Origin of the sequence: Ensifer sp., assembly GCF_031989085.1 — a bacterium.
GTDB lineage: Bacteria > Pseudomonadota > Alphaproteobacteria > Rhizobiales > Rhizobiaceae > Ensifer.
On record NZ_DALZXU010000002.1, the window covers coordinates 13,974 to 34,346 of the forward strand.

General features: G+C 62.8%; 17 protein-coding genes. 9 read left to right on the forward strand and 8 right to left on the reverse strand.

Going from position 1 to position 20,373, the window contains the following annotated elements:
• Nucleotides 1-116 precede the first annotated feature (116 nt).
• Genes RTP54_RS13080 through RTP54_RS13090 form a run of 3 tightly spaced genes read right to left on the reverse strand, consistent with a single transcriptional unit; the run spans nt 117 to nt 3,985 of the window.
• Nucleotides 117-2,120 (reverse strand): acetyl/propionyl/methylcrotonyl-CoA carboxylase subunit alpha, encoded by a 2,004-nt coding sequence (locus RTP54_RS13080; RefSeq protein WP_312363287.1) that lies wholly within the window; start codon nt 2,118-2,120, stop codon nt 117-119.
• A gap of 30 nt (nt 2,121-2,150) precedes the next feature.
• Nucleotides 2,151-2,441 (reverse strand): hypothetical protein, encoded by a 291-nt coding sequence (locus RTP54_RS13085; protein WP_312363289.1) that lies wholly within the window; start codon nt 2,439-2,441, stop codon nt 2,151-2,153.
• A gap of 11 nt (nt 2,442-2,452) precedes the next feature.
• On the reverse strand, nt 2,453-3,985 hold the full coding sequence (locus RTP54_RS13090) for an acyl-CoA carboxylase subunit beta (protein ID WP_312363290.1): 1,533 nt from the start codon (nt 3,983-3,985) through the stop codon (nt 2,453-2,455).
• Between the two features lie 141 nt (nt 3,986-4,126).
• Here RTP54_RS13090 and RTP54_RS13095 point away from each other — a divergent pair, with 141 nt between their 5' ends.
• From RTP54_RS13095 to mmsB, 4 genes are all read left to right on the forward strand, one after another.
• Nucleotides 4,127-5,545, forward strand: coding sequence for an XRE family transcriptional regulator (locus RTP54_RS13095; protein WP_312363291.1), 1,419 nt, complete (start codon nt 4,127-4,129; stop codon nt 5,543-5,545).
• 223 nt (nt 5,546-5,768) lie between these two features.
• Nucleotides 5,769-6,911 (forward strand): isobutyryl-CoA dehydrogenase, encoded by a 1,143-nt coding sequence (locus RTP54_RS13100; protein ID WP_312363292.1) that lies wholly within the window; start codon nt 5,769-5,771, stop codon nt 6,909-6,911.
• Between the two features lie 12 nt (nt 6,912-6,923).
• Nucleotides 6,924-7,988 (forward strand): enoyl-CoA hydratase/isomerase family protein, encoded by a 1,065-nt coding sequence (locus tag RTP54_RS13105; RefSeq protein WP_312363293.1) that lies wholly within the window; start codon nt 6,924-6,926, stop codon nt 7,986-7,988.
• A gap of 54 nt (nt 7,989-8,042) precedes the next feature.
• Complete coding sequence (mmsB, locus tag RTP54_RS13110) at nt 8,043-8,939, forward strand: 3-hydroxyisobutyrate dehydrogenase (RefSeq protein WP_312363294.1); 897 nt, start codon at nt 8,043-8,045, stop codon at nt 8,937-8,939.
• Nucleotides 8,940-9,012: 73 nt separating this feature from the next.
• Here the strand turns inward: mmsB and RTP54_RS13115 are convergent, their stop codons facing one another.
• Complete coding sequence (locus tag RTP54_RS13115; RefSeq protein WP_312363295.1) at nt 9,013-9,423, reverse strand: 4-oxalocrotonate tautomerase family protein; 411 nt, start codon at nt 9,421-9,423, stop codon at nt 9,013-9,015.
• A gap of 105 nt (nt 9,424-9,528) precedes the next feature.
• Here RTP54_RS13115 and RTP54_RS13120 point away from each other — a divergent pair, with 105 nt between their 5' ends.
• Nucleotides 9,529-10,392, forward strand: a complete 864-nt coding sequence (locus tag RTP54_RS13120) for a LysR substrate-binding domain-containing protein (protein WP_312363296.1) — start codon at nt 9,529-9,531, stop codon at nt 10,390-10,392.
• A 21-nt stretch (nt 10,393-10,413) separates the two neighbouring features.
• On the opposite strand, the gene RTP54_RS13125 is transcribed toward RTP54_RS13120, so the two are convergent.
• The 4 genes from RTP54_RS13125 to RTP54_RS13140 all read right to left on the reverse strand — a co-directional run bounded on the left by RTP54_RS13125 (nt 10,414) and on the right by RTP54_RS13140 (nt 14,507).
• The gene (locus RTP54_RS13125; protein WP_312363297.1) at nt 10,414-11,163 is read right to left on the reverse strand and encodes an SDR family oxidoreductase; all 750 of its coding nucleotides are present in this window, start codon (nt 11,161-11,163) and stop codon (nt 10,414-10,416) included.
• Nucleotides 11,164-11,341: 178 nt separating this feature from the next.
• A complete protein-coding gene (locus tag RTP54_RS13130; protein ID WP_312363298.1) occupies nt 11,342-12,121 on the reverse strand; it encodes a methyltransferase domain-containing protein in 780 nt (259 codons plus the stop codon).
• Nucleotides 12,114-13,475: an NAD(P)-binding protein gene (locus RTP54_RS13135; RefSeq protein WP_312363299.1), complete on the reverse strand. Its 1,362-nt coding sequence runs from the start codon at nt 13,473-13,475 to the stop codon at nt 12,114-12,116. The genes RTP54_RS13130 and RTP54_RS13135 overlap by 8 nt, the downstream gene beginning before the upstream one ends.
• Before the next feature lie 30 nt (nt 13,476-13,505).
• Nucleotides 13,506-14,507 carry a GNAT family N-acetyltransferase gene (locus RTP54_RS13140; RefSeq protein ID WP_312363301.1) on the reverse strand — a complete coding sequence of 334 codons (1,002 nt, stop codon included), beginning with the start codon at nt 14,505-14,507 and terminating at the stop codon, nt 13,506-13,508.
• A 355-nt stretch (nt 14,508-14,862) separates the two neighbouring features.
• Here RTP54_RS13140 and RTP54_RS13145 point away from each other — a divergent pair, with 355 nt between their 5' ends.
• The 4 genes from RTP54_RS13145 (at nt 14,863) to RTP54_RS13160 (ending at nt 20,350) form a co-directional block, all read left to right on the forward strand.
• The gene (locus RTP54_RS13145) at nt 14,863-15,906 is read left to right on the forward strand and encodes a Gfo/Idh/MocA family protein (protein WP_112817980.1); all 1,044 of its coding nucleotides are present in this window, start codon (nt 14,863-14,865) and stop codon (nt 15,904-15,906) included.
• A 109-nt stretch (nt 15,907-16,015) separates the two neighbouring features.
• Complete coding sequence (locus tag RTP54_RS13150) at nt 16,016-17,146, forward strand: DegT/DnrJ/EryC1/StrS family aminotransferase (protein ID WP_312363303.1); 1,131 nt, start codon at nt 16,016-16,018, stop codon at nt 17,144-17,146.
• Nucleotides 17,136-18,776: a glycosyltransferase gene (locus RTP54_RS13155; RefSeq protein WP_312363305.1), complete on the forward strand. Its 1,641-nt coding sequence runs from the start codon at nt 17,136-17,138 to the stop codon at nt 18,774-18,776. The genes RTP54_RS13150 and RTP54_RS13155 overlap by 11 nt, the downstream gene beginning before the upstream one ends.
• 512 nt (nt 18,777-19,288) lie before the next feature.
• Entirely contained in the window at nt 19,289-20,350 is a 1,062-nt protein-coding gene (locus RTP54_RS13160) for a GNAT family N-acetyltransferase (RefSeq protein WP_312363307.1), read from the forward strand.
• Nucleotides 20,351-20,373 lie beyond the last annotated feature (23 nt).

Sequence of the window (20,373 nt, forward strand, 5' to 3'; positions counted from 1 at the left end):
GGGATCCAGCCACGCGAAGTCCTTCGCGTGAAAAACGAGCTATGCGCGCCGTTGACGCGGCACTGCTGGATTCCTGTGACGGGCACAGGAATGAAGGTGGTGATTGCAGTGAATCCTCATTCGAATTCCATAATCAGTTCGTCGACCGCCAGGCTCGACCCGGCAGCAACGGCGACGCGCTTGACGGTCGCGCGTTTTTCGGCACGCAGGATGTTTTCCATCTTCATCGCCTCGACGATTGCCAGCGACTGTCCCGCCTCCACCGTGTCGCCGGCCTTTACCGAGACCGAGGTGATGACGCCGGGCATCGGGCAGAGCAGCATCTTCGAGGTATCAGGCGGCAGCTTCTTCGGCATCAGCCTGGCAAGTTCGGCAACACGCGGGCTCCTCACCCGGGCGATGACATCGATGCCGCGCCAGCGCAGCCGGATCGCGGTTCCCGTCAGGTCCACCTTCACGCTCATCGGCTGATTGTCGATGTTGAAGGTGGCGAGCGTGCGGCCCGGCGTCCAGTCGCCGGCGATCGAGGCGGAGGCGCCGTCGTTAAAGCGGACATAGGCGCCGTCGGCCGAGGCCCCGGATGTCAGCGGCAAGGTCAGGTCGGCGAGCGTGACGACCCAGTCGTTGCCAACGATGCGGCGGTGATTGCCGATGGTTCCGGAAATCTGGCTGGCGCGCTCCTGCAGCACCTGGTTGATGGAGACGGCGATGGCCGCAAGCTTGCGCGCCGACGCGTCGTCCGGTGTGACGCCATGAAAGCCGTCGGCAAACTCCTCGGCGATATAGGCGGTCGTCAGCCGGCCGTCGCGAAAGCGCTGCTGCTGCATGACTGCCGACAGAAAGGGCAGGTTGTGGCCGATGCCTTCGACCTCGAACTGGTCGAGCGCGTCTGCCATGGCCTCGATTGCGGTCAGGCGGTCCGGCCCCCAGGTGCAGAGCTTGGCGATCATCGGATCGTAATACATCGAGATTTCGCCGCCCTCGAAGACGCCGGTATCGTTGCGCGTCACCGTGCCGTCGTCATTGGTGCCTTCGGCCGGCGGGCGATAGCGCGTCAGCCGGCCGATCGAGGGCAGGAAGTTGCGATAGGGATCTTCGGCATAAAGCCGGCTCTCGATCGCCCAGCCGTTCAGATTCACGTCCGCCTGACCGAAGCTGAGTTTTTCGCCGGCTGCTACGCGGATCATCTGTTCGACCAGATCAAGCCCGGTGATCAGTTCGGTGACCGGGTGTTCGACCTGCAGGCGGGTGTTCATCTCGAGGAAATAGAAGTTGCGGTTGCCGTCGACGATGAACTCGACGGTGCCGGCCGAGTGGTAGCCGACGGCCTTCGACAGCGCGACTGCCTGTTCGCCCATGGCCTTGCGGGTGGCGGCATCGAGGAAGGGCGAGGGGGCTTCCTCGATGACCTTCTGGTTGCGGCGCTGGATCGAGCATTCGCGCTCGCCGAGATAGAGCGTGTTGCCGTGCTTGTCGCCAAGCACCTGGATTTCGATATGGCGCGGCTCGGTCACGAATTTTTCGATGAAGATGCGGTCGTCACCGAAGGAATTCTTCGCCTCGTTCTTGGAAGACTGGAAGCCTTCGCGCGCTTCCTGGTCGTTCCAGGCGATGCGCATGCCCTTGCCGCCGCCGCCGGCCGACGCCTTGATCATGACGGGGTAGCCGATCGATCCGGAGATCTTGACCGCCTCGTCGGCATCGGCAATCAGGCCCATATGGCCGGGAACGGTGGAGACGCCGGCTTCGGCCGCCAGCTTCTTCGAGGTGATCTTGTCGCCCATCGCCTGGATAGCGCCGACCGGCGGGCCGATAAAGGCGACGCCTTCCTTCTCCAGCGCTTCGGCGAAAGCTGCATTTTCCGACAGGAATCCATAGCCGGGATGGACGGCATCGGCGCCGGTCTTGCGGATCGCCTCGATGATCCTGTCGATGACGATATAGGACTGCGCCGAGGGCGAGGGGCCGATGTGGACGGCCTCGTCGGCCATGCGCACATGCATGGCATCACGATCAGCGTCGGAATAGACGGCGACCGTGGCGATGCCGAGCTTCTTCGCGGTCTTGATGACGCGGCAGGCGATTTCGCCACGGTTGGCGATGAGGATCTTCTTGAACATGCGTCTCTCTTTCAAATCCTGGATGTCGCGTCAGCGTTTGAATTTGCGCCGATAGGGCAGGAGCGCGATCGCCGACGCCGCAACAGCGCCGCCGAACAGCAGCGCGAAGGGCACGACGACCATGGCCGTAGCGAGAATGGGGCTGGTGGAGCGGGCAATATGGGTGCCGACCGCGCCGATATTGAGCCAGATCAGCACGCCGGCGACGGTCGCCCCGGTCGCCATGCCGTAGAGTGCATTGAACCCCATGTAGCGCAGCATCTCGCGATGGTCGCGGCGGGCCTCTTCCGGCGTCATGATGCGTTCGCGTTCCGGCTCCATGCTTGCCTCCATCATAGGGGGATGGTGTCGTGCTTGCGCCAGCGCAGATCGACCTGTTTGTTGCGCAGTGACGCGAAGGCGCGCGCGATCCGGCGGCGCGACGAATGCGGCATTATCACCTCGTCGATGAAGCCACGTTCGGCGGCGACGAACGGATTGGCGAAGCGCTCCTCGTATTCCCGGGTGCGCTCGGCAATTTTCTCGGCGTCGCCAAGTTCGGAGCGGTAGAGGATTTCGGTTGCGCCCTTGGCGCCCATGACGGCGATTTCGGCGGTCGGCCAGGCGTAGTTGACATCGGCGCCAATATGTTTGGACGCCATGACGTCATAGGCGCCGCCATAGGCTTTGCGCGTGATCAGCGTCACCATCGGCACGGTCGCCTGGCTATAGGCAAACAGCAGCTTGGCGCCGTGCTTGATGACGCCGCCATATTCCTGGGCGGTGCCGGGCAGGAAGCCCGGCACGTCGACCAGCGTCAGGATCGGGATCGAGAAGGCGTCGCAGAAGCGCACGAAGCGGGCGGCCTTGCGCGAACTGTCGATGTCGAGGCAGCCGGCGAGCACCATCGGCTGGTTGGCGACGACGCCGACGGTCTGGCCCTCCATGCGGATGAAGCCGGTGATGATGTTGCGGGCGAAACTCTGCTGCAGCTCGAAGAAATCGCCTTCGTCGGCGAGCGCGAGGATCAGTTCCTTCATGTCGTAGGGTTTGGCCGCGCTATCGGGGATCAGGCTGTCCAGCCGCCGTTCCAGCCGTGACGGGTCGTCGTGGAATGGACGGACCGGCGGTTTTTCGCGGTTGTTGAGCGGCAGGAAATCGAAGAGCAGGCGCACATTTTCCAGCGTCTCGATGTCGTTTTCATAGGCAGCGTCGGCGACGGAGGACTTTTTCGTGTGCGTGCTCGCTCCACCAAGCTCTTCGGCCGTGACGATCTCGTTGGTGACGGTCTTCACCACATCGGGACCGGTGACGAACATGTAGGAGCTGTCGCGCACCATGAAGATGAAGTCGGTCATGGCGGGCGAGTAGACCGCGCCACCGGCACAGGGGCCCATGATCACCGAGATCTGGGGAATGACGCCCGATGCCTCGGCATTGCGGCGGAAGACTTCGGCGTAGCCGGCAAGCGAGGCAACACCCTCCTGGATGCGGGCACCGCCACTGTCGTTGAGGCCAATGACCGGCGCGCCGTTGCGGACCGCCATGTCCATGATCTTGCAGATTTTCTGCGCGTGCGTTTCCGAAAGCGAGCCGCCGAGCACGGTGAAGTCCTGGGAGAAGACATAGACCTGCCGGCCGTTGATCGTGCCCCAGCCGGTGACGACGCCATCGCCGGCGACCTTCTGGCTATCCATGCCGAAGTCGACACAGCGATGGGTGACGTACATGTCGTATTCTTCGAAGGAATCGTCATCGAGCAGAACCTCGATGCGCTCGCGCGCCGTCAGCTTGCCTTTGCCATGCTGGGCGTCGATGCGGCGCTGGCCGCCGCCGGCCCTTGCCTCCGCCCGGCGAGCTTCGACCTGTTCGAGTATGGCGCGCATAAATCCCTCCCGGTTTTTCCGTGATTGTGCAGAGGCGTTTGTCGCTTCGCAATAGCGTCGAAGGCCGGATGGTAAAACGGCCGTTCATGTGCAAATGTGAAATAGAGAATATTGCGAAATGTAAATTGCAAAGTTGCGAACATGGCGATCGGAAAACTTTATATCGGCCGCAAGGTCCGGGAAGTCAGGGATGCAAACAAGGCGACACAGGGGCAGTTTGCCGAGCGCATCGGCATCTCGACCAGCTACCTCAACCAGATCGAGAACAACCAGCGGCCCGTTTCGGCTTCGGTGCTGTTGGCACTTGCCGAAAAATTCCAGATCGACATCGCGGAATTGTCGACCGGCGAGGGCGACAGGCTGCTATCTGCCTTGTCCGAGGCGCTGAGCGACCCGCTGTTCGAGACCTATTCGCCGAGCCTGCAGGAATTGAAGCTGATCACCCAGAATGCGCCGGGCCTGGCGCATGCGCTGATCAGCTGCCACCAGGCCTATCGCCGCAACAGCGAGCAGCTTGCCAGCATCGACGACACCCTTGGCCGCGGTGGGCCGTCGGTGGAAACGACACCCTATGAGGAAGTCCGGGACTTCTTTCATTTCGTCGACAACTACATCCACGACATCGATCTTCTCGCCGAGCGTCTGGCGGGCGAGCTCGGGCTCGGCGAGGGCGACAATCATGCGGCGCTCGTCACCTATCTCGAACAGCGCCACGGCGTGCGCGTCGTGCGCGGTGCCGCCGGCGACGAAGCGATCCGGCGCTACGATCCGCGCGCGCGCCTATTGACGCTGAACCCTTACGCGCCGGCCGCCACCCGCGACTTCCAGGTGGCGCTTCAGATCGCCCAGCTGCACGCGCGCGAAGAGATTGACCGCGTGGCCGGCGCTGCCGGTTTCCGCACGGAGGAGGCCTACGAGATCTGCCGCATCGGGTTGCAGAACTATTTCGCCGGCGCGCTGATCCTGCCCTATCAGGCGTTTCATCGGGCGGCGCGCGAACTGAGACACGATATCGAGCTTCTGGCAGCCCGTTTCGGTGCGTCGCTGGAGCAGGTTTGCCACCGCCTGTCGACGCTGCAGCGCCCGGGCCAGAAGGGCGTGCCGATCTTCTTTGCCCGCATCGACCGGGCCGGCAACATCACCAAGCGCCACAGTGCGGCCAAGCTGCAGTTTGCCCGCTTCGGTGCCGCCTGTCCGCTCTGGAACGTGCATCAGGCCTTCGAGACGCCGGGCCGCATCATTCGCCAGCTGGCGGAGACGCCGGACGGTGTGCGCTACCTCTGTCTCGCCACCCAGATCAGCAAGGGCGGCGGCGGCTTTCGCGCCGCACAGCCGCGTTATGCCCTGGCGCTCGGCTGCGAGATCTCCTACGCCGACGCCTTCGTCTACGCCGATGATCTCGATCTCGGCAACCGCGCAGCGTTCGATCCGATCGGCATTTCCTGCCGGATCTGCGAGCGCACGAAATGCGCCAGCCGCGCCGTGCCGCCCTTGAAGCGAAGGCTGATCGTGGACCATGACTTGCGCGGCGCTCTGCCGTATCGTCTGAGCGAGAACTGAGGGAAATTGCCAGGTTCTGTCCATTTTTGAACAGAACCTGTGAGAAGTTGCACCTGTGCCTGTGCAGAATTTGGTGTAACTAGCCCCAATCGACGACAGCGCCGCGTATCGAGGACGCGCAAGGCTGCTGTGGCACTTTGAGTTCCTGCGTGGCTTTTTCCCTTGATCGGCAACGGTTGCGGGAAAAACATGCAGCGGGTATGCGGTCAGGGAGGACATGCATATGGATTTTCGCCTGTCAGAGGAACAGGAAGCCATTCGCCAGATGGCGCTTGATTTCGCGCGCGACGAATTGGCGCCCAATGCGATCGAGTGGGACCAGCAAAAACATTTTCCGGTCGACAAACTGCAGGCCGCAGCCGCGCTCGGAATGGCTGGCATCTATGTGCGCGACGATGTCGGCGGCACGGGCCTGACGCGGCTTGATGCCGCGATCATCATCGAGGCACTTGCGACCGGATGCCCGGCCGTCGCCTCCTTCGTGTCCATTCATAACATGTGCTCCGGCATGATCGACCGCTATGGCACCGACGAGCAGCGCCATCGGCTGCTGCCAAAGCTGCTGAGCATGGAGACGCTGGCAAGCTACTGCCTGACAGAGCCGGGATCGGGCTCCGATGCGGCGGCGCTGAAGACCAAGGCGGTCAGGGACGGCGACAGCTATGTGCTGACCGGCCAGAAGCAGTTCATCTCCGGAGCGGGCGTTTCCGGCCTCTACGTGATCATGGCACGAACCGGCGAGGATGGTCCCAAGGGCATCTCGACCTTCGTGGTGGACAAGGATGCGCCCGGCCTGACCTTCGGCGCCAACGAGAAGAAGATGGGCTGGCACGTGCAGCCGACCCGCGCCGTGATGCTCGATGGTGTTCGGGTGCCGGCGGAAAACCGACTTGGCGGAGAAGGCGACGGCTTCAAGATCGCCATGGGCGGGCTTGATGGTGGCCGGCTCAACATTGCGGCAGCCTCGCTCGGCGGCGCGCAGGCCGCCTTCGACCGGGCGCTTGCCTATGTCCAGGAGCGCCGCGCCTTCGGCAAGGCGATCGGCGAATTCCAGGCGCTGCAGTTTCGTCTGGCCGACATGGCGACCGATCTCGAGATTGCCCGCACCTTCCTCTGGCGCGCCGCCTCGGCGCTCGACGCCGGCGACCCGGAAGCGACCAAGCTCTGCGCCATGGCCAAGCGCTTCGTCACCGATCGCTGCTTTGCCGTCGCCAACGACGCGCTGCAACTCCATGGCGGCTACGGCTACCTCGCCGACTACGGCGTCGAGAAGATTGTCAGGGACCTCAGGGTGCACCAGATACTCGAGGGCACAAACGAGATCATGCGGCTGATCGTGGCACGATCGATCATCGGCCGGAAATAGGAAGGGCCTTTCATGGAAATGCAGGCGGCAGCACCCGAGGTCATCGTCGAACGCCAGGGCGCGATCGGCCGCATCCGGCTCAATCGCACCAGGGCGCTGAACAGCCTCAACGTTCCGATGATCCGGCTGATCGCCGATGCGCTGAGTGAATTCGAGAACGATCCTTCGGTCGCCGCCGTCATGGTGACGGGCGAGGGCGAGCGCGGGCTTTGCGCCGGCGGCGATATCCGCATGATCTATGAGAGCGGGCGCGAGCGGCCGGCCGAAGGCGCGCAGTTCTGGCGCGAGGAGTTCGTCGTCAACAGCCGCATTTCAGCCTATGCCAAGCCTTATATCGCCATCATGGACGGCATCGTCATGGGCGGCGGCGTCGGCATCTCCGCCCATGGCAGCCACCGCATCGTCACCGAGCGCACCCGGCTCGCCATGCCTGAAACCGGCATCGGCTATTTCCCGGATGTCGGTGCCACCTGGCTCTTGCCGCATGCGCCCGGCGAGTTCGGCACCTATCTCGGCCTGACCGGCCGTGACATCGCCGCCGCCGATGCGATCCATGCCCGGCTTGCCGATCGCTTCGTTCCGGCCGGCAAACTCGAAGACCTGTTTTCTCGCCTTGCAGCACTGCCGGCTTCGGCCACGGCGGCGGACGTCGACGCCGCCATGGCAGGCCTTGCCGAAGATGCGCCGGCCTCGTCGCTCGCGCCGCATCTGAAGGCAATCGACCGCTGCTTTGCCTTCGACACGGTCGAGGAAATCCTTGCAGCGCTGGAAGCCGAAGACAGTGATTTCGGCTGGGAGACGCTGGCGCTGCTGCGTTCGCGCTCGGCCTTGAGCATGAAGCTGACGCTCGATCTTCTGCGGGCAGGGCGCGCAAGCGCCTCGCTCAACGAATGCCTCGAGCGCGAATACTCGGCCACGCTGGGCATGCTGTCCAATCCCGATTTCTATGAGGGCGTGCGCGCCGCCGTCATCGACAAGGACCGCAATCCAAAATGGACGGTCGGGCTATCCGACGTGACCGAGGAAATGCGCGCGCGCTTTGCCAATCGGGATCACCTGCCATTGTTTGTCGCCTGAGGGAGCGTCGGCTCCAATCGGCGTCGGTCGAACTGCATTTCAGGAGGAGTGAAGATGACGAAGATCGCCTTTATCGGGCTTGGCAACATGGGCGGCCCAATGGCGGCCAATCTGGTGAAGGCCGGTCACGCGGTGACCGGGTTCGACCTGTCCGAGGCATCGCGCACCGCCGCCGCCAAAACGGGTGTTTCGGTTGCAGGCTCGATCGCGCAGGCGGTGCGTGAGGCCGAATGCGTCATCACCATGCTGCCGGCCGGCGCGCACGTGCTTTACGTCTGGGATGAATTGCTCGGCTTCGTGGATCCCGGGACGCTTTTGATCGACAGCTCGACCATCGACGTCGACAGCGCCCGCAAGGCGCATGCGCTGGCGGAAAAGGCCGATTGCCGTTCGCTCGACGCGCCCGTCTCGGGCGGGACTGGTGGCGCTGCCGCCGGCACGCTCACCTTCATGGTCGGCGGCGCCGACGACGCCTTTGCCCGCGGCAAGCCGCTGCTCGATGCCATGGGCAAGAAGATCGTCCATTGCGGCGACGTCGGCGCGGGCCAGGCGGCAAAGATCTGCAACAACATGATCCTTGGTATTTCCATGGCCGGCGTCTGCGAGGCCTTTGTTTTGGCTGAGCGTCTCGGCCTGTCACACCAGGCGCTGTTCGACGTGGCTTCGACCTCGTCTGGCCAGTGCTGGTCGCTCACGACCTATTGCCCGGTGCCGGGACCGGTGCCGACATCGCCGGCCAACAATGATTACAAGCCGGGCTTCGCCGCCAGCCTTATGCTGAAGGACCTGAAGCTGGCGCAACAGGCGGCAAGCACATCGGGCGCATCGACGCCGATGGGCGCACAGGCCGCGCAGCTTTATTCGATGTTCGAAAAGCTCGGCCACGGCAGCGACGATTTTTCCGCGCTCATCCATCTGCTTCGCGGGAACGACGAAGCAAAGGCCGGCTGACCTGGTCTGAATGGAAGCGGCGTCGGTCTGGTCGACGCCGCCTGTCCCTCGTCTCGAAGACGAGCGCCGACGCTCACACCGTGGCCTTGAGCTTGTTGCTGATGTAGCGAAACTCTTGCGTCTTGCCTTCGAAGCCGTAGGCGGCGGCGGAAACCTCGTGCACGAGGATGTAGCTTTCCGAATGCACGTTGCCGAGCAGTTGCTGGAAGCCGGCAAAGACCGCCTCGAGATAGTTCGCCATCTCCTGCTTGGTGTTGGTGCCGTCTACCACCTTGATGTCGAGCCAGAAGCTGTTGGCGCCCTGGTCGGCGAGCGAGCGACCGCCGGCGAACCAGTGCGCCGGATCGACATAGCTGACGACGACGGCCGTAATCGTCGGGTCCTTGTGCAGATGCTTGGCGGTCAGTTCGCTGACGGCCGTGGCGATGCGCTGGGAAATGGCCGGGTCGGCCTTGCCGGTGACGCTGACATTGATGATGGGCATGATGTGCTCCGTGAGCTGCGGGTTGGTGTTGACGCCAATGTCGCATCCAATTCGCTCAATAAAAATCGAATTGTTTTGCAATTATAGTTCGATTATCATGAAGTTATGCAAACGCTTGATCCCGACCTTTTGCGCACGTTCCTCGCCTTTGCCGAAAGCGGCTCGCTCTCACAGGCCGCCGCGACTGTCGGGCGCACGCCGTCGGCGGTCACCGCGCAGATGCAGCGGCTGGAAGCGGTGATCGGGGAAGAGCTGTTGGCTCCGTCCGGCCGCGGCCGTGTGCTGACGCCGGCCGGCGAAGATGTGGTCGTGCAGGCGCGCAAGATCCTCGAGGTCCATCGTGACGCCTGGCTCAGTCTCAAAGGTGGGCGCACCGACGGCCGCGTTTCGCTCGGCTGCACCCAGGATTTTGCCGACAGCACCCTACCGGCGCTGCTGCGCCAGTTTGCGCGTGCTCATCCGCGCGTCCAGCTGGATCTCAGGGTCGGGCGCACCAGAGAGCTGCAGAGCCAGTATGATCAGGGCATGATCGACGTGCTGATCGTCATGCGGCAAGGGGCTGCGGCAGACGAAGTCGCCGTGATTGAGGAACCGATGGTCTGGCTCTGTGCTTCACCGGATGCCACGTCCTTCGACGATCAATTGCCACTCGCCGTGCTCGATCCACCCTGCGGTTTCCGTTCAGCGGCGATCGAGGCGCTCGACGGGCAGGGCCGACCCTATCGGATTGCTGCGACCAGCCCCAGCCTCTCGGGCATCAGGGCTGCCATCCGCAGCGGTATCGCGGTGACGGCGCGAACCGGGCGCTTCGTTGGTGACGGCGTGGTAATCGCGCCAGACCGATTGGCCCTGCCTGCCTTGCCCGACGCAGCGTTCAGCCTGCATCTGAAGCGAAGCGCTGAGAAGGCGGCGATCACGCTAGCCGACCTTCTTGCCGACGGACTTGTAAGGACAGTTGCCGAGCCCTGATCGCTCCGTCGCCAAAGCGGCTTACATCTGTACCGTCATGCCGCCATCGACCGTCAGGGTGATGCCGTTGACGAAGCTTGCAGCCGGCGATGCGAGGAAGACGGCCGCGGGTGCGATCTCCTCCGGGCGACCCCAGCGCTTCAGCGGAATGCGGATGTCGACGAACTGCTGCAGCGCCGGATCGGCGGCAAGCGCCGCGTTTGTTTCCGTTGCAAACCAGCCGGGCGCAATTGCATTGACGGTCAGCGTGTCTGAGCCGAGCTCGACCGCAAGCGATCGCGTCAATGCTTCAAGTCCCCCCTTGGCCGCCGTATAGGCGGGATCGCCGGCACGGGCGGCAACGGCTGCAATCGAGGTGACGAAGATCAGCCGGCCGGCGTCGGACCGCCGGAGATAGGGCAGTGCCGCCTTCGCCATGCCATAGGCGGCAGTCAGGTCGGTGTTGATAAGGGTGGCGAAGCCGGCGGCATCCATGTCGTCCGTGCCGCGTCGGTCACGCACGCCGACGGCGTGGATCAGAATATCGAGCGCCTGCCCGTTCCCGGTCGCGTCATCCAGAATCCGCTCGGCATCCGTGACCACGTCACCGGGCGCGACCTCAAGGATCACGCCTTCGCTTGCTAACTGATCGCGCACCGCCTCAAGCGCTGTCCTGCTGCGACCGTTGATGGCAACCGACGCACCTGCCTTGGCGAGCGCCTTTGCCATTTCCAGGCCCAGCCCTCGCCCGCCGCCCGTCACCAGGGCGGTTCTTCCCGTCAGATCGAACATCAATCGCCTCATCTCGTTTCCGGTCGCGACTTTGGCGGCGCCGACGGCTGCATGCAAGTCGCACGTGGGGCCATGGCTGCGATCGGTCGACGCGGTCGACCATAGCGACTGGCGGTCGGTTGGCGTGAATTGAAACGCGATCCCGACAGGGACCGGGCTTCAATTCGCCAAACCAGTGCTAAAGCTTGCGGGCGAAGACCGCGATTTCGGCGGCATTCTCGGGGAAACGCTGGCCGAGCCGGACCAGTCCTTCCACCGTGCCATTGCCGACGATGTCGAGCACCTCGCCCATCTGGCCATTGGAAAACGGCTTGAACATGTAGCCCGAGAACGCGAGTTCGCCGAAGCCGGCCTCAACGACCATTTGTTCCAGGGTCTCCCGGTGGAAGACATTGGGCTGGCCGAGTTCGACGTTCCGCTCGGAGAGTTGGGTTGGCGATTGCATCAGCCCCATTTCGACGCCGAGCAGGCGATGAAACGACAGGGCGTTCGGGACGCTGACGAGGAGCGCGCCGCCCGGTCTCAGCAGCGCGTTGGCGGCGGACAGCATGGTCTGCGGATTGGTTGTTTCATGCAACAGGCCCGAAAGCAGTACGGCGTCAAATCCGCCCGGCCGTCTTGCTCTTGCCGCTTCGACCCGCTCCTCGAGATAGCCGCGCTCAAGCTCAAGCTTGCCGAGCGACGCGCGCTTCTGCTCGATCAGGTCGGCATAGAACGAGGGCTCGATCACCAGCCAGCTCTCGATGGACGAGGCGGAAAAATCGAAGCGGTCGATCAGCAGGTCAGGGCCGCAACCCACCTCGACGACGGACGCTGGCGAATAGGTGTCGAGGAACTCCAGGCAGTTGTCCTGGCGGGCGGTGATGAGATGCCGTTCGAACGCCATGTCGACCAGATACTTGCGGGCATATTCCTCGGCGCCAATCAATTTGGACGCTGTGGCAATGGCGTCAGGCATAGTTTTCGGCTCCGATCGTTGTTTTGATTGCCAATGCGGCTTCCTGGATAATTCCGTCAAGAAACGGTGTGCCTGCGGAGCGGCCGACAAAGCGCAGATTGGGGACGCGGTCGAGCGTATCGCCCTTCAGCTGTGCGGTCGCCTTGCCGTAGTCCACGGTGGGGACCGGAATAATGTTGCGATAAAGATCGCTGTGGCTGCCGAGAACGGTGGCGTTTGGATCAATGATGCCACAGCGCCTGCATTCATCGAGCGCTGCACGCGCAAGGTCTGCGGGCAAGAGTTCGTCGACGAGGTGTTCGAAGGTGATGATGTGGCTGCCGGCCTCGGTATCACCGATGTTGTCGTGGAAGATGGCGCGGAAGAATGCCGGGTGGCGGTTGAAGTTGAGCGCATATTCCGCCTGATGGCTGACAGGCCGATCCACGAGCACGTGGGAGATCTGCAGATGGCGGAACCGCGGCAGTGCTCCGGGGGAGACGCCCATGGCGCGGGCGACGAGCGCGGGTGCAATCGTGCTGATCACACCGGCCGGGCGGATGACGGCACCCGAGCGCAAGACGATGCGCTCCACGCGCTGCGTGACCGGCGCGCGATCGATGTCCTGAACCGCGTCGTTGAACAGGAACGTCACGCCGTCTGCTGCGAGGCTCTGCTGCAGGGCGTTGATCCAGGTGGAAATGCCGCCGCTCTGCGGACGCAGGAACTGCCGTGCAGCGTTTTTGGGCAAGTCGCAGTACCGGGCATGCGCGATGCGACCGGCGAGCGCGTCGTCGTCGAGCAGCCGCGCGGTTGCCTGATGATCCCCGGCGATCATACGGCGCGGCAGGAACCATTTTACGGCGTTCGGCGCGAGCTCAGACAAGTCCGTTTCGAAGAGCCCGAGCACCGCGTCGCGAACGAGGCTGTTCGTCAAGGTCGGCCCGAACCAGTTCAGGCTGTAGTCTTCGGCATTTTCGGCACCTTCGACCGGCCGCGTCGCGCGGATCTCGTCGAGCGCGACACTGAGCTTCGCCCCGAGGACGGTTGTGTCGAGGCACGAGCTTTCCGCGTTGAAGCGGTCGGCGGTTATGGCGCTTTCGCGTGGCCAGCCGTCATAATAGACCCAGGAAAAGCGGAAGTCGGGGCGGTGGAAGATCGCATCGTCGATCGATTTCGTACCCGAAAGAACCGGGAGCCGCAGGCCGGCGTCGAGATGATGCGACCGCCCGCCAAGCTCGACGGCGGTCGACTTCCAGAGGCCGCCCGCCGAAGCGCCGGCCTCGATCACGGTTACCGACGCGCCTTGCGCCCTTGCAAGCGCTGCGCACACGAGCCCCGCGACGCCGGCTCCAATCACAACGAGTTCAGTCATCTCATGCATCCCCGATCCTGAGCCACATTGTCATCGTGCAAAACCTGCATCCAAATTCGCCAGTTGCTCCAGATCGACGTCGAAATGCCAGTGCACAGCGACGCCCGATCCGAAACGCAGTTTCTGCTTCAGCAGATTGGTGTTGATCGCATATCCGTCCGACAGGGTATTGATACCGAACGACATCACCTTGAAGCTGCTGGCGGCTGTCGCGTCGATCACGCCGGCCAGCAGGTAGTCCACGGCCCCAAGCTCGCGTCCGCGCGGATTGGAGGCGATGTACTGGGTGTGAAGCGTTTCGGCATTGTAGGCGAAGCACCATGTCCCGGCGAGAATCTCGTCATCGGGCCCGTATGCGAGCCAGAGCTGGTTTTCGTCCTCGAGGCGACGTCGCAGGTCGAGCATTTCGGTGAGGCTGTGGACCGGCACGGTCGAATGCCGATCCTGCAGGTTGCTGGACAGCAGCGTGTGGAAGGCGACCCAGTCCGCTTCGTGTCGGGCTTGGCGCAGCTTCACGCCCTTGCGCTCGGCGGCTTTGATCGAGGCGCGCCTTTTGGCGGAGAATGCGTAGGCCCGATCGATCCGGATGAAACACCAGAGATCGGCGCGACGCACGGTGCCAGCTCTTAGGAACAACCGCAGATCGCTCTCGTCGAACTGCTGTCCGAAGATCGCCGGCACAGACTTGTAGATCAGCTTGCGATACCCTCGTTCAAGCAGCGTCGCGGCGACTTCTGCGAAAATCTCGGCCCGCTCCGAAGGGTCGATCACGTTGGCGATCATGCCGCCAAAGGTGCTTCCCGGATGGGAGGCTACGACATCGGTGGTGTTTGGTACGCGCGCCAGTGGAATGGCTGCCTTCAGCCGAACGCCGGGATCGCTCCAGACACACAGGCTTTCGTCCTTGAAGCGTTCGCCATGATATTCGAGGAATCGCCGGCTGTGCATGACCGTGCCGGATTGCGTCGTCGGCACGAATCCGTCCCAGGCTTCCCTGAAGCGGTCGTCATAGGAGGTGATGTGATGAACCATGCGCAGTTTCGCCGCTGTAGAGTTTTCGCAGACCTTGGCGCTTGGCACGCGGCGTCGGTCGGTGGTGAAATCCAATAGGCGCGGACAGAATTTCTTCGTCAGCCGCGCCCCTTGCAACGTTCCCTGAAATGTTTCCAGTGCGGAGTATTGCTAGTGAATCCATAGTCTTGCGGCAGCAACGACAATTGCTTTTCGAGGTCTGCCGCGATCATGTTGTATTGGCGCAATCTTTTGCCAGGCTTTCCTTCGATCAGTATTCGGCCAGCGAACATCAAATGCGAAATCAGCCGCGTTCAGGCCGGGACAAGCTTTGTGGTCCAGCTTGTCCCGAACGGTTTTCTTGATGGACGGGAATATGATCAAAGTCGCATTGTTTGGAATGGGATATTGGGGGCGGAACCTGTTTCGGGTGATCTCCAACAACCCCGGCCTTCAGCTGGCCGCTGTCGTTGACCCTGCGCCTGGCCTGCAGGAAAAGCTGGCGGCATCGCACCCGAGCGTCAAAGTCTATCCCGATGCGGCGCCCGTCATGGCCGACAGCGATATCGACGCGGTTGTCATCGCGACACCGGTTGCCTCGCACTACGATCTTGCGCGGGCAGCACTCGACGCCGGCAAGCATGTGATGGTCGAAAAGCCGATGTGCAGTTCGAGCGACGAAGCCGCCGATCTGGTTTCAAGGGCTGCCGCTCGTGGTCTGACGCTGATGGTGGATCACACATTCCTCTTCCATCCGGCTGTCATGAAGCTGGCCGAGCTCGTGCACACCGAGGCGCTTGGGCGCATCTCCTACTTCGATTCGCAGCGCGTCAATCTCGGCCTGTTTCAGCCCGACGTGAATGTCCTGTGGGATCTGGCGCCGCACGATCTGTCGATCATCGATTATCTGTTCAAGCATGAGCCGGTGGAGATCGAGGCGAGCGGCTATTGCCACGTCAATCCGACCTCGCCTGACATCGCCTACCTGACGTTCCATTACCCCGGATCGATGGTTGCGCATCTCAACCTGAGCTGGATGTCCCCGGTGAAGGTCCGTCGCATCGCCGTCGGCGGTAGCGCGCAAATGGCCGTCTGGGACGACCTCAATCGCGAAGAGCCGCTCAAGGTCTACGATTCGGGCATCACCTTCCAGTCGGAGCAGGAGCGCCACATGATCCTGCCGAGCTATCGCATCGGTTCGGTGCATTCGCCGCGGCTTGCCGGCTCCGAGCCGCTGGTCGATGTGCTTGAGCACTTCCGCCGGGTGATGCTGGGACAGGAGCGATGCAAGACGGACGGGCATCTCGGGCTTCGGGTCGTTCGCACCCTCGAGCAGGCGCAGGCGAAGCTGGACTTCAGCCTGTTGCGTGTTCGCAACGGACTGGCGGCGCAGCAGGCAAGCGTCATTGCCGCGGAATGAGGTCCGGCCGATCCGGCGCCCTCCACAGAAACAAGATGTATCAGCGTCGATCGCTTTCCCAGCCATTGCGGATGGGGTTGGTGGTCGAGTGCAACGGAAAGAGACCTAGATGAACGCGCATGCCACAGTGCCTTTCGTGGACCTGTCGATACAGTGGAACCAGATTCGTAGCAGCGTCATGCCGGACATGGAGCGCCTGTTCGAAGCAAGCGCCTTTTGCCTCGGCCCCTGGGCCAAGGACTTCGAACAACGGATTGCGGACTATCTCGGCGTCAAGCACGCCGTTGCCGTCAGCAGCGGCAGCGCCGCCTTGCACGTCGCCGTGATCGCAGCCGGTATTGTTCCGGGCGACAAGGTCCTGGTTCCGACCCACACCTTCATCGGCACGGTCTGGGGGCTGATCTATGCCGGCGCCATCCCGGTGTTCTGCGATGTCGAGGCGGGTGCCGGAACGATTGATGTGCGCGATGCCGAGCGCAAGCTCGACGATAAGGTGAAAGCGATCATCCCCGTCCACCTCTATGGCCAACCGGCCGATATGGCGGCGGTTCTCGACTTCGCCCGGCGTCACAAGCTGCTGGTCATCGAGGACGTGGCGCAGGCGATCGGCGCCCGTTACGACGGGCAGGCGCTGGGTTCGCTTGGCGATTTCGGCTGCTTCAGCTTCTATCCCGGAAAGAATCTCGGCGCTGCCGGCGAGGGCGGCCTGGTCGTGACCAACGACGACCGCAGCGCGGATGCGATGCGTGCCCTGCGCGAGCATGGCCAGGCACAGCGCTACGTCCATCAGATGATCGGCTACAACTACCGCATGGATGGCATTCAGGCGCTGGTGCTCGGCCACAAGCTTGGACATCTCGACGATTGGACGAACCAGCGCCGCGAGATCGCCTCGCGCTATGCCGAGGGACTTGCCGGGCTTCCGCTGAAGCTGCCGGAGGTTGTACACGGCGACCACGTGTTCCATCTCTATGTCGTGCGCACGCCGCAGCGCGACGCGCTGAAGGCCTATCTCGAGGGGCATGGCATCCAGACGGGGCTGCATTATCCTATCCCGCTGCACAAGCAGCCGTGCTTCGCCCATATGGCCTCGGGAGAGGACCATTTCCCCGTTGCCGAAGACTATGCCGGCACGGCCCTGTCGCTGCCGATGTTCGCCGGTCTGACGCCGGACCAGCAGGATCGGGTCATCGGTGCAGTCACGAGCTTCTTCGAGCGAGGTGCAGACAATGGCCGGTAAAGCGCCCCGTCGTCGGGTCCTGTGTGTCAGGCCGACGCTGAACCCGGAAGCTGGCCCGCTGCTGCGCAGAATCTCCAACGAGTGGGTGGATGCGCTGGCATTGCATTGCCATGTCGACACGATCGATCAGGATTTCGATTTCGAGCAGGTCTGTGAAAAGCTGAAGCCCGATTTCGTCGTCTTCGACGCCGTTCACTGGGTGCGGCCGCAACGGCTCAATATCGCCAACATCGATGCATTCCCGGAAATTCCGAGGGTCCTTTACCTCAATTGTGACCCGCACGATCCCATGCGGCCACTTCTTTTCGGCATGCTGGAAACCTATGGTATCGAGACCATATTCTGCGGCATCGAGCATTTGCAGCATATGCCCGAGCTGGAGCGTTTTACCTGCCATCTCCTGCCGCTGTTCGTCGATCGCAAGATCTTCAGGGACTACGCCGTCGAAAAGACGATCCCGGTCACGATCTTCAGCGGTCACCTGTTTCCCGCCTTCTACCCCTGGCGCGCCAAGATCACGCAGGAGATACAGCATTTCCTGCCGACGCTGGTCTATACGCATCCGGGATACCAGTCCGGCACGCCGGCACCTTTCGAGGTTCGCGACGAAAAATATGCGCGGCTGATATCGCAGAGCTATTTCTCGATCGCCGATACCACCCGGCTGGACTATGTGGTGCGAAAGCACCTGGAGATACCGGCTGCCGGCGCGATCCTGGTTGCGCCCGACTCAGAGGTGGTCAAGAGGTACGGCTTCGTCGATCTCGAGAACTGCATTCTGGGCAGCGGCGAGGAACTCTACGCCAAGATGATCGCGGTATCGGCCAAGCCCGACGTCTACAACCGCATCAAGAAGAATGGCTACCGGCTGATACAGGACAATTTCACCCGCGAGCAATGGACGTATCTGCTCGACTGGTATGAGTGCCGCATGGCGCTCAAGCCGGGTGAGATGACGCAGCAGACAAAGCAGTTCGGACGGTTCCGCAACGTGCCGGCCAGGCCGGATACGCCCGCAATCGACAATTTCGTGCTTCACGACAACCCGATGTCCGCCATCCTGCGCGATGCCCGTGACGCCATCCTGGCGGGCGACGATCTGGGGCCGACGCAAGCCGCGCTCAATGATGCGTGCCAGTGGATCGGGCATATCGCCGAACCGCCGTTCATGCTTGGAATGCTGGCGATGCTTCGGGGCCAGCTCGAGGAGGCGATCGTGCTCTTCACCCGAAGAGGCAACGCGCAGGGCCGCCTCAATCCGAACATGGGCCGGCTGGACCCGTGCGAGATTGCGTGGCTCCTGCTGCTGTCGGCGCTCTTGAACGACGGGGATCTACGCGAGATGATGATGGGACAGGCGCAAGCCGTGCCTCATGTCAGCATCCGTCGCGTCCTGTGGCTGATCTCGGGACCGGTGCAGTGCATCGATTTCGCGAAGGCCGGATTGGAAGGCCCGATGCCCGGCGACTGCCTGTCCGTTCATTGGTTCGGTCAGGAAGATTTCCCGCAATGGCTGGCGCTGATGGAACGGGTGCTGGACGGCTGCGGCCTGCCTGATCAGGCGGCGATGATCCGCGTTCTGGCTGACGGCCTTGCCGGGATCAATTCGGCCAAGGCAATCGCAGTTTAGCAAGATGATCCGCCAAGGCCGCCAATAGCCAAGTTGCTATTGGCGGCCTTGGCGCGTGGTACCCGCGCTCAATTTCCCGCGGCCGGGTCCGTGCGAGCGAACCGGGTCATTCCGGCCCGTTGCGCTATGGCCCATTCCAAGCAAGGCAGGCGCCATCGACCGCGATGGTTTTCTGTTCGTTGTCGAAAACTCCACCAAGTCTCGACAATCGTCGCCTAGTCCGTGCTGGTGTTTCCGCCTGCGGGTGGAAATTTTGCCAGGGCTCCGGATTTGGTGAAGCCCGCTGAAATGCCGCGCGCACGATATTGCGCATACACTTTAAAGTGGCTATTTGCGTCGGGTGCAATCACGTCCGAGCAGGACGCACGGAAAGAGAGAGGTAACAAGATGGCTGTTTCCAACGTCGGGGGCCGGCAGGCCAAAGCCGGATCGAAGGGGAACGATGTCTTCGTTCCAACTCTCTCAACTGTCGGCAGCGCCATCAGCCGCTGCCTCTACAGGATTGCATTACCATGCATGAACTCGAGCAAAAGGCCTATACGGTCGCTCAACCGCTTCTGAACACCTTGTCTGCCCAGCACGTGGAGGTCGCCGCCGTCTTGGCCGGTTGCCTCGATGGCGAAATCTGGGTCGATCGCATGACCGAGCCGACGGTTGCGCTCCTTGCAAGCGGCGAAACTTACTACCTCGCTGGTTCGCCTGAGCTTGCATCGCCCAAATGCGTTGCGGCCCTGAGACGGGAAATTCCAGCCTGGGCCTACCTGTTTGCGCAAGACCATTGGGCGGGACATCTGTCGCGCGTCTGGTCCAACCCGTATGCACGGCCGCATCCGCGCGTCCGATTTGGTCTGGCGGAGGGACGCGTGCCGGTGGCGGTCGCGGGCCTGCCGGACGGGTTCGAACTGGCGCGCATCGACCGCACCCTGCTTTCTGCTGCCGTGGTCAATCTGGACGTGGTGACGGACGGTATCGATAGCTGGCCGTCGACGGAGGACTTCCTAGACAAGGGGGTGGGCTTCTGCGTGCTCCATCAGCAAAGGATCGTCAGCCATTGCATGAGCGACAGCGTGACGGGTAGCAGATGTGAGCTCGGCGTTGGCACCGAGCCTGGCTTTCGCCGTCTCGGTCTCGCGAAAGTTGCGGCCGCAGCAGCGCTGACAGAGTGCCTAGAACGCGGCATCGTCGGGGTCGAGTGGCATTCGCACGCGTCCAACAGGGGCTCGATCGCGATCGCTAAGGCGATTGGCCTGGTCGAGAACGATCGCCACTTCGCCTATAGCGGCAATCTGCCTGCTGAAAATGTCGGCGATCTCGATCCGGAAACCTGCAGGGATTGGGCGACGCATCTGGAGGCCGCCAGCGCCCATATCGGCTGGTATCGCTTCCACGCGGCTGGCGCCTGGGCACTGATCGGGGAGCGCGAGCGAGCGCTCGCCAACATCGGCAAGCTGGTCGAAGACGGCTGGGACGGTCAGGCCGAATGGCTCGAAGGCCACTGGGCATTGGCAACGATGGCCGATGACCCGCAGTTCGAGACGCTTGTTGCCCGCCAGCGGCAGGCACAGGCGGACTAGCTTTCAAATGCGGCCGCGCTCGA

Coding starts and splice junctions, on each gene's coding strand:
- RTP54_RS13080 (WP_312363287.1), bottom strand. CDS start 2,120: ATGTTCAAGAAGATCCTCATCGCCAACCGTGGCGAAATCGCCTGCCGC.
- RTP54_RS13085 (WP_312363289.1), bottom strand. CDS start 2,441: ATGGAGCCGGAACGCGAACGCATCATGACGCCGGAAGAGGCCCGCCGC.
- RTP54_RS13090 (WP_312363290.1), bottom strand. CDS start 3,985: ATGCGCGCCATACTCGAACAGGTCGAAGCTCGCCGGGCGGAGGCAAGG.
- RTP54_RS13095 (WP_312363291.1), top strand. CDS start 4,127: ATGGCGATCGGAAAACTTTATATCGGCCGCAAGGTCCGGGAAGTCAGG.
- RTP54_RS13100 (WP_312363292.1), top strand. CDS start 5,769: ATGGATTTTCGCCTGTCAGAGGAACAGGAAGCCATTCGCCAGATGGCG.
- RTP54_RS13105 (WP_312363293.1), top strand. CDS start 6,924: ATGGAAATGCAGGCGGCAGCACCCGAGGTCATCGTCGAACGCCAGGGC.
- mmsB (WP_312363294.1), top strand. CDS start 8,043: ATGACGAAGATCGCCTTTATCGGGCTTGGCAACATGGGCGGCCCAATG.
- RTP54_RS13115 (WP_312363295.1), bottom strand. CDS start 9,423: ATGCCCATCATCAATGTCAGCGTCACCGGCAAGGCCGACCCGGCCATT.
- RTP54_RS13120 (WP_312363296.1), top strand. CDS start 9,529: ATGCAAACGCTTGATCCCGACCTTTTGCGCACGTTCCTCGCCTTTGCC.
- RTP54_RS13125 (WP_312363297.1), bottom strand. CDS start 11,163: ATGTTCGATCTGACGGGAAGAACCGCCCTGGTGACGGGCGGCGGGCGA.
- RTP54_RS13130 (WP_312363298.1), bottom strand. CDS start 12,121: ATGCCTGACGCCATTGCCACAGCGTCCAAATTGATTGGCGCCGAGGAA.
- RTP54_RS13135 (WP_312363299.1), bottom strand. CDS start 13,475: ATGACTGAACTCGTTGTGATTGGAGCCGGCGTCGCGGGGCTCGTGTGC.
- RTP54_RS13140 (WP_312363301.1), bottom strand. CDS start 14,507: ATGGTTCATCACATCACCTCCTATGACGACCGCTTCAGGGAAGCCTGG.
- RTP54_RS13145 (WP_112817980.1), top strand. CDS start 14,863: ATGATCAAAGTCGCATTGTTTGGAATGGGATATTGGGGGCGGAACCTG.
- RTP54_RS13150 (WP_312363303.1), top strand. CDS start 16,016: ATGAACGCGCATGCCACAGTGCCTTTCGTGGACCTGTCGATACAGTGG.
- RTP54_RS13155 (WP_312363305.1), top strand. CDS start 17,136: ATGGCCGGTAAAGCGCCCCGTCGTCGGGTCCTGTGTGTCAGGCCGACG.
- RTP54_RS13160 (WP_312363307.1), top strand. CDS start 19,289: ATGCATGAACTCGAGCAAAAGGCCTATACGGTCGCTCAACCGCTTCTG.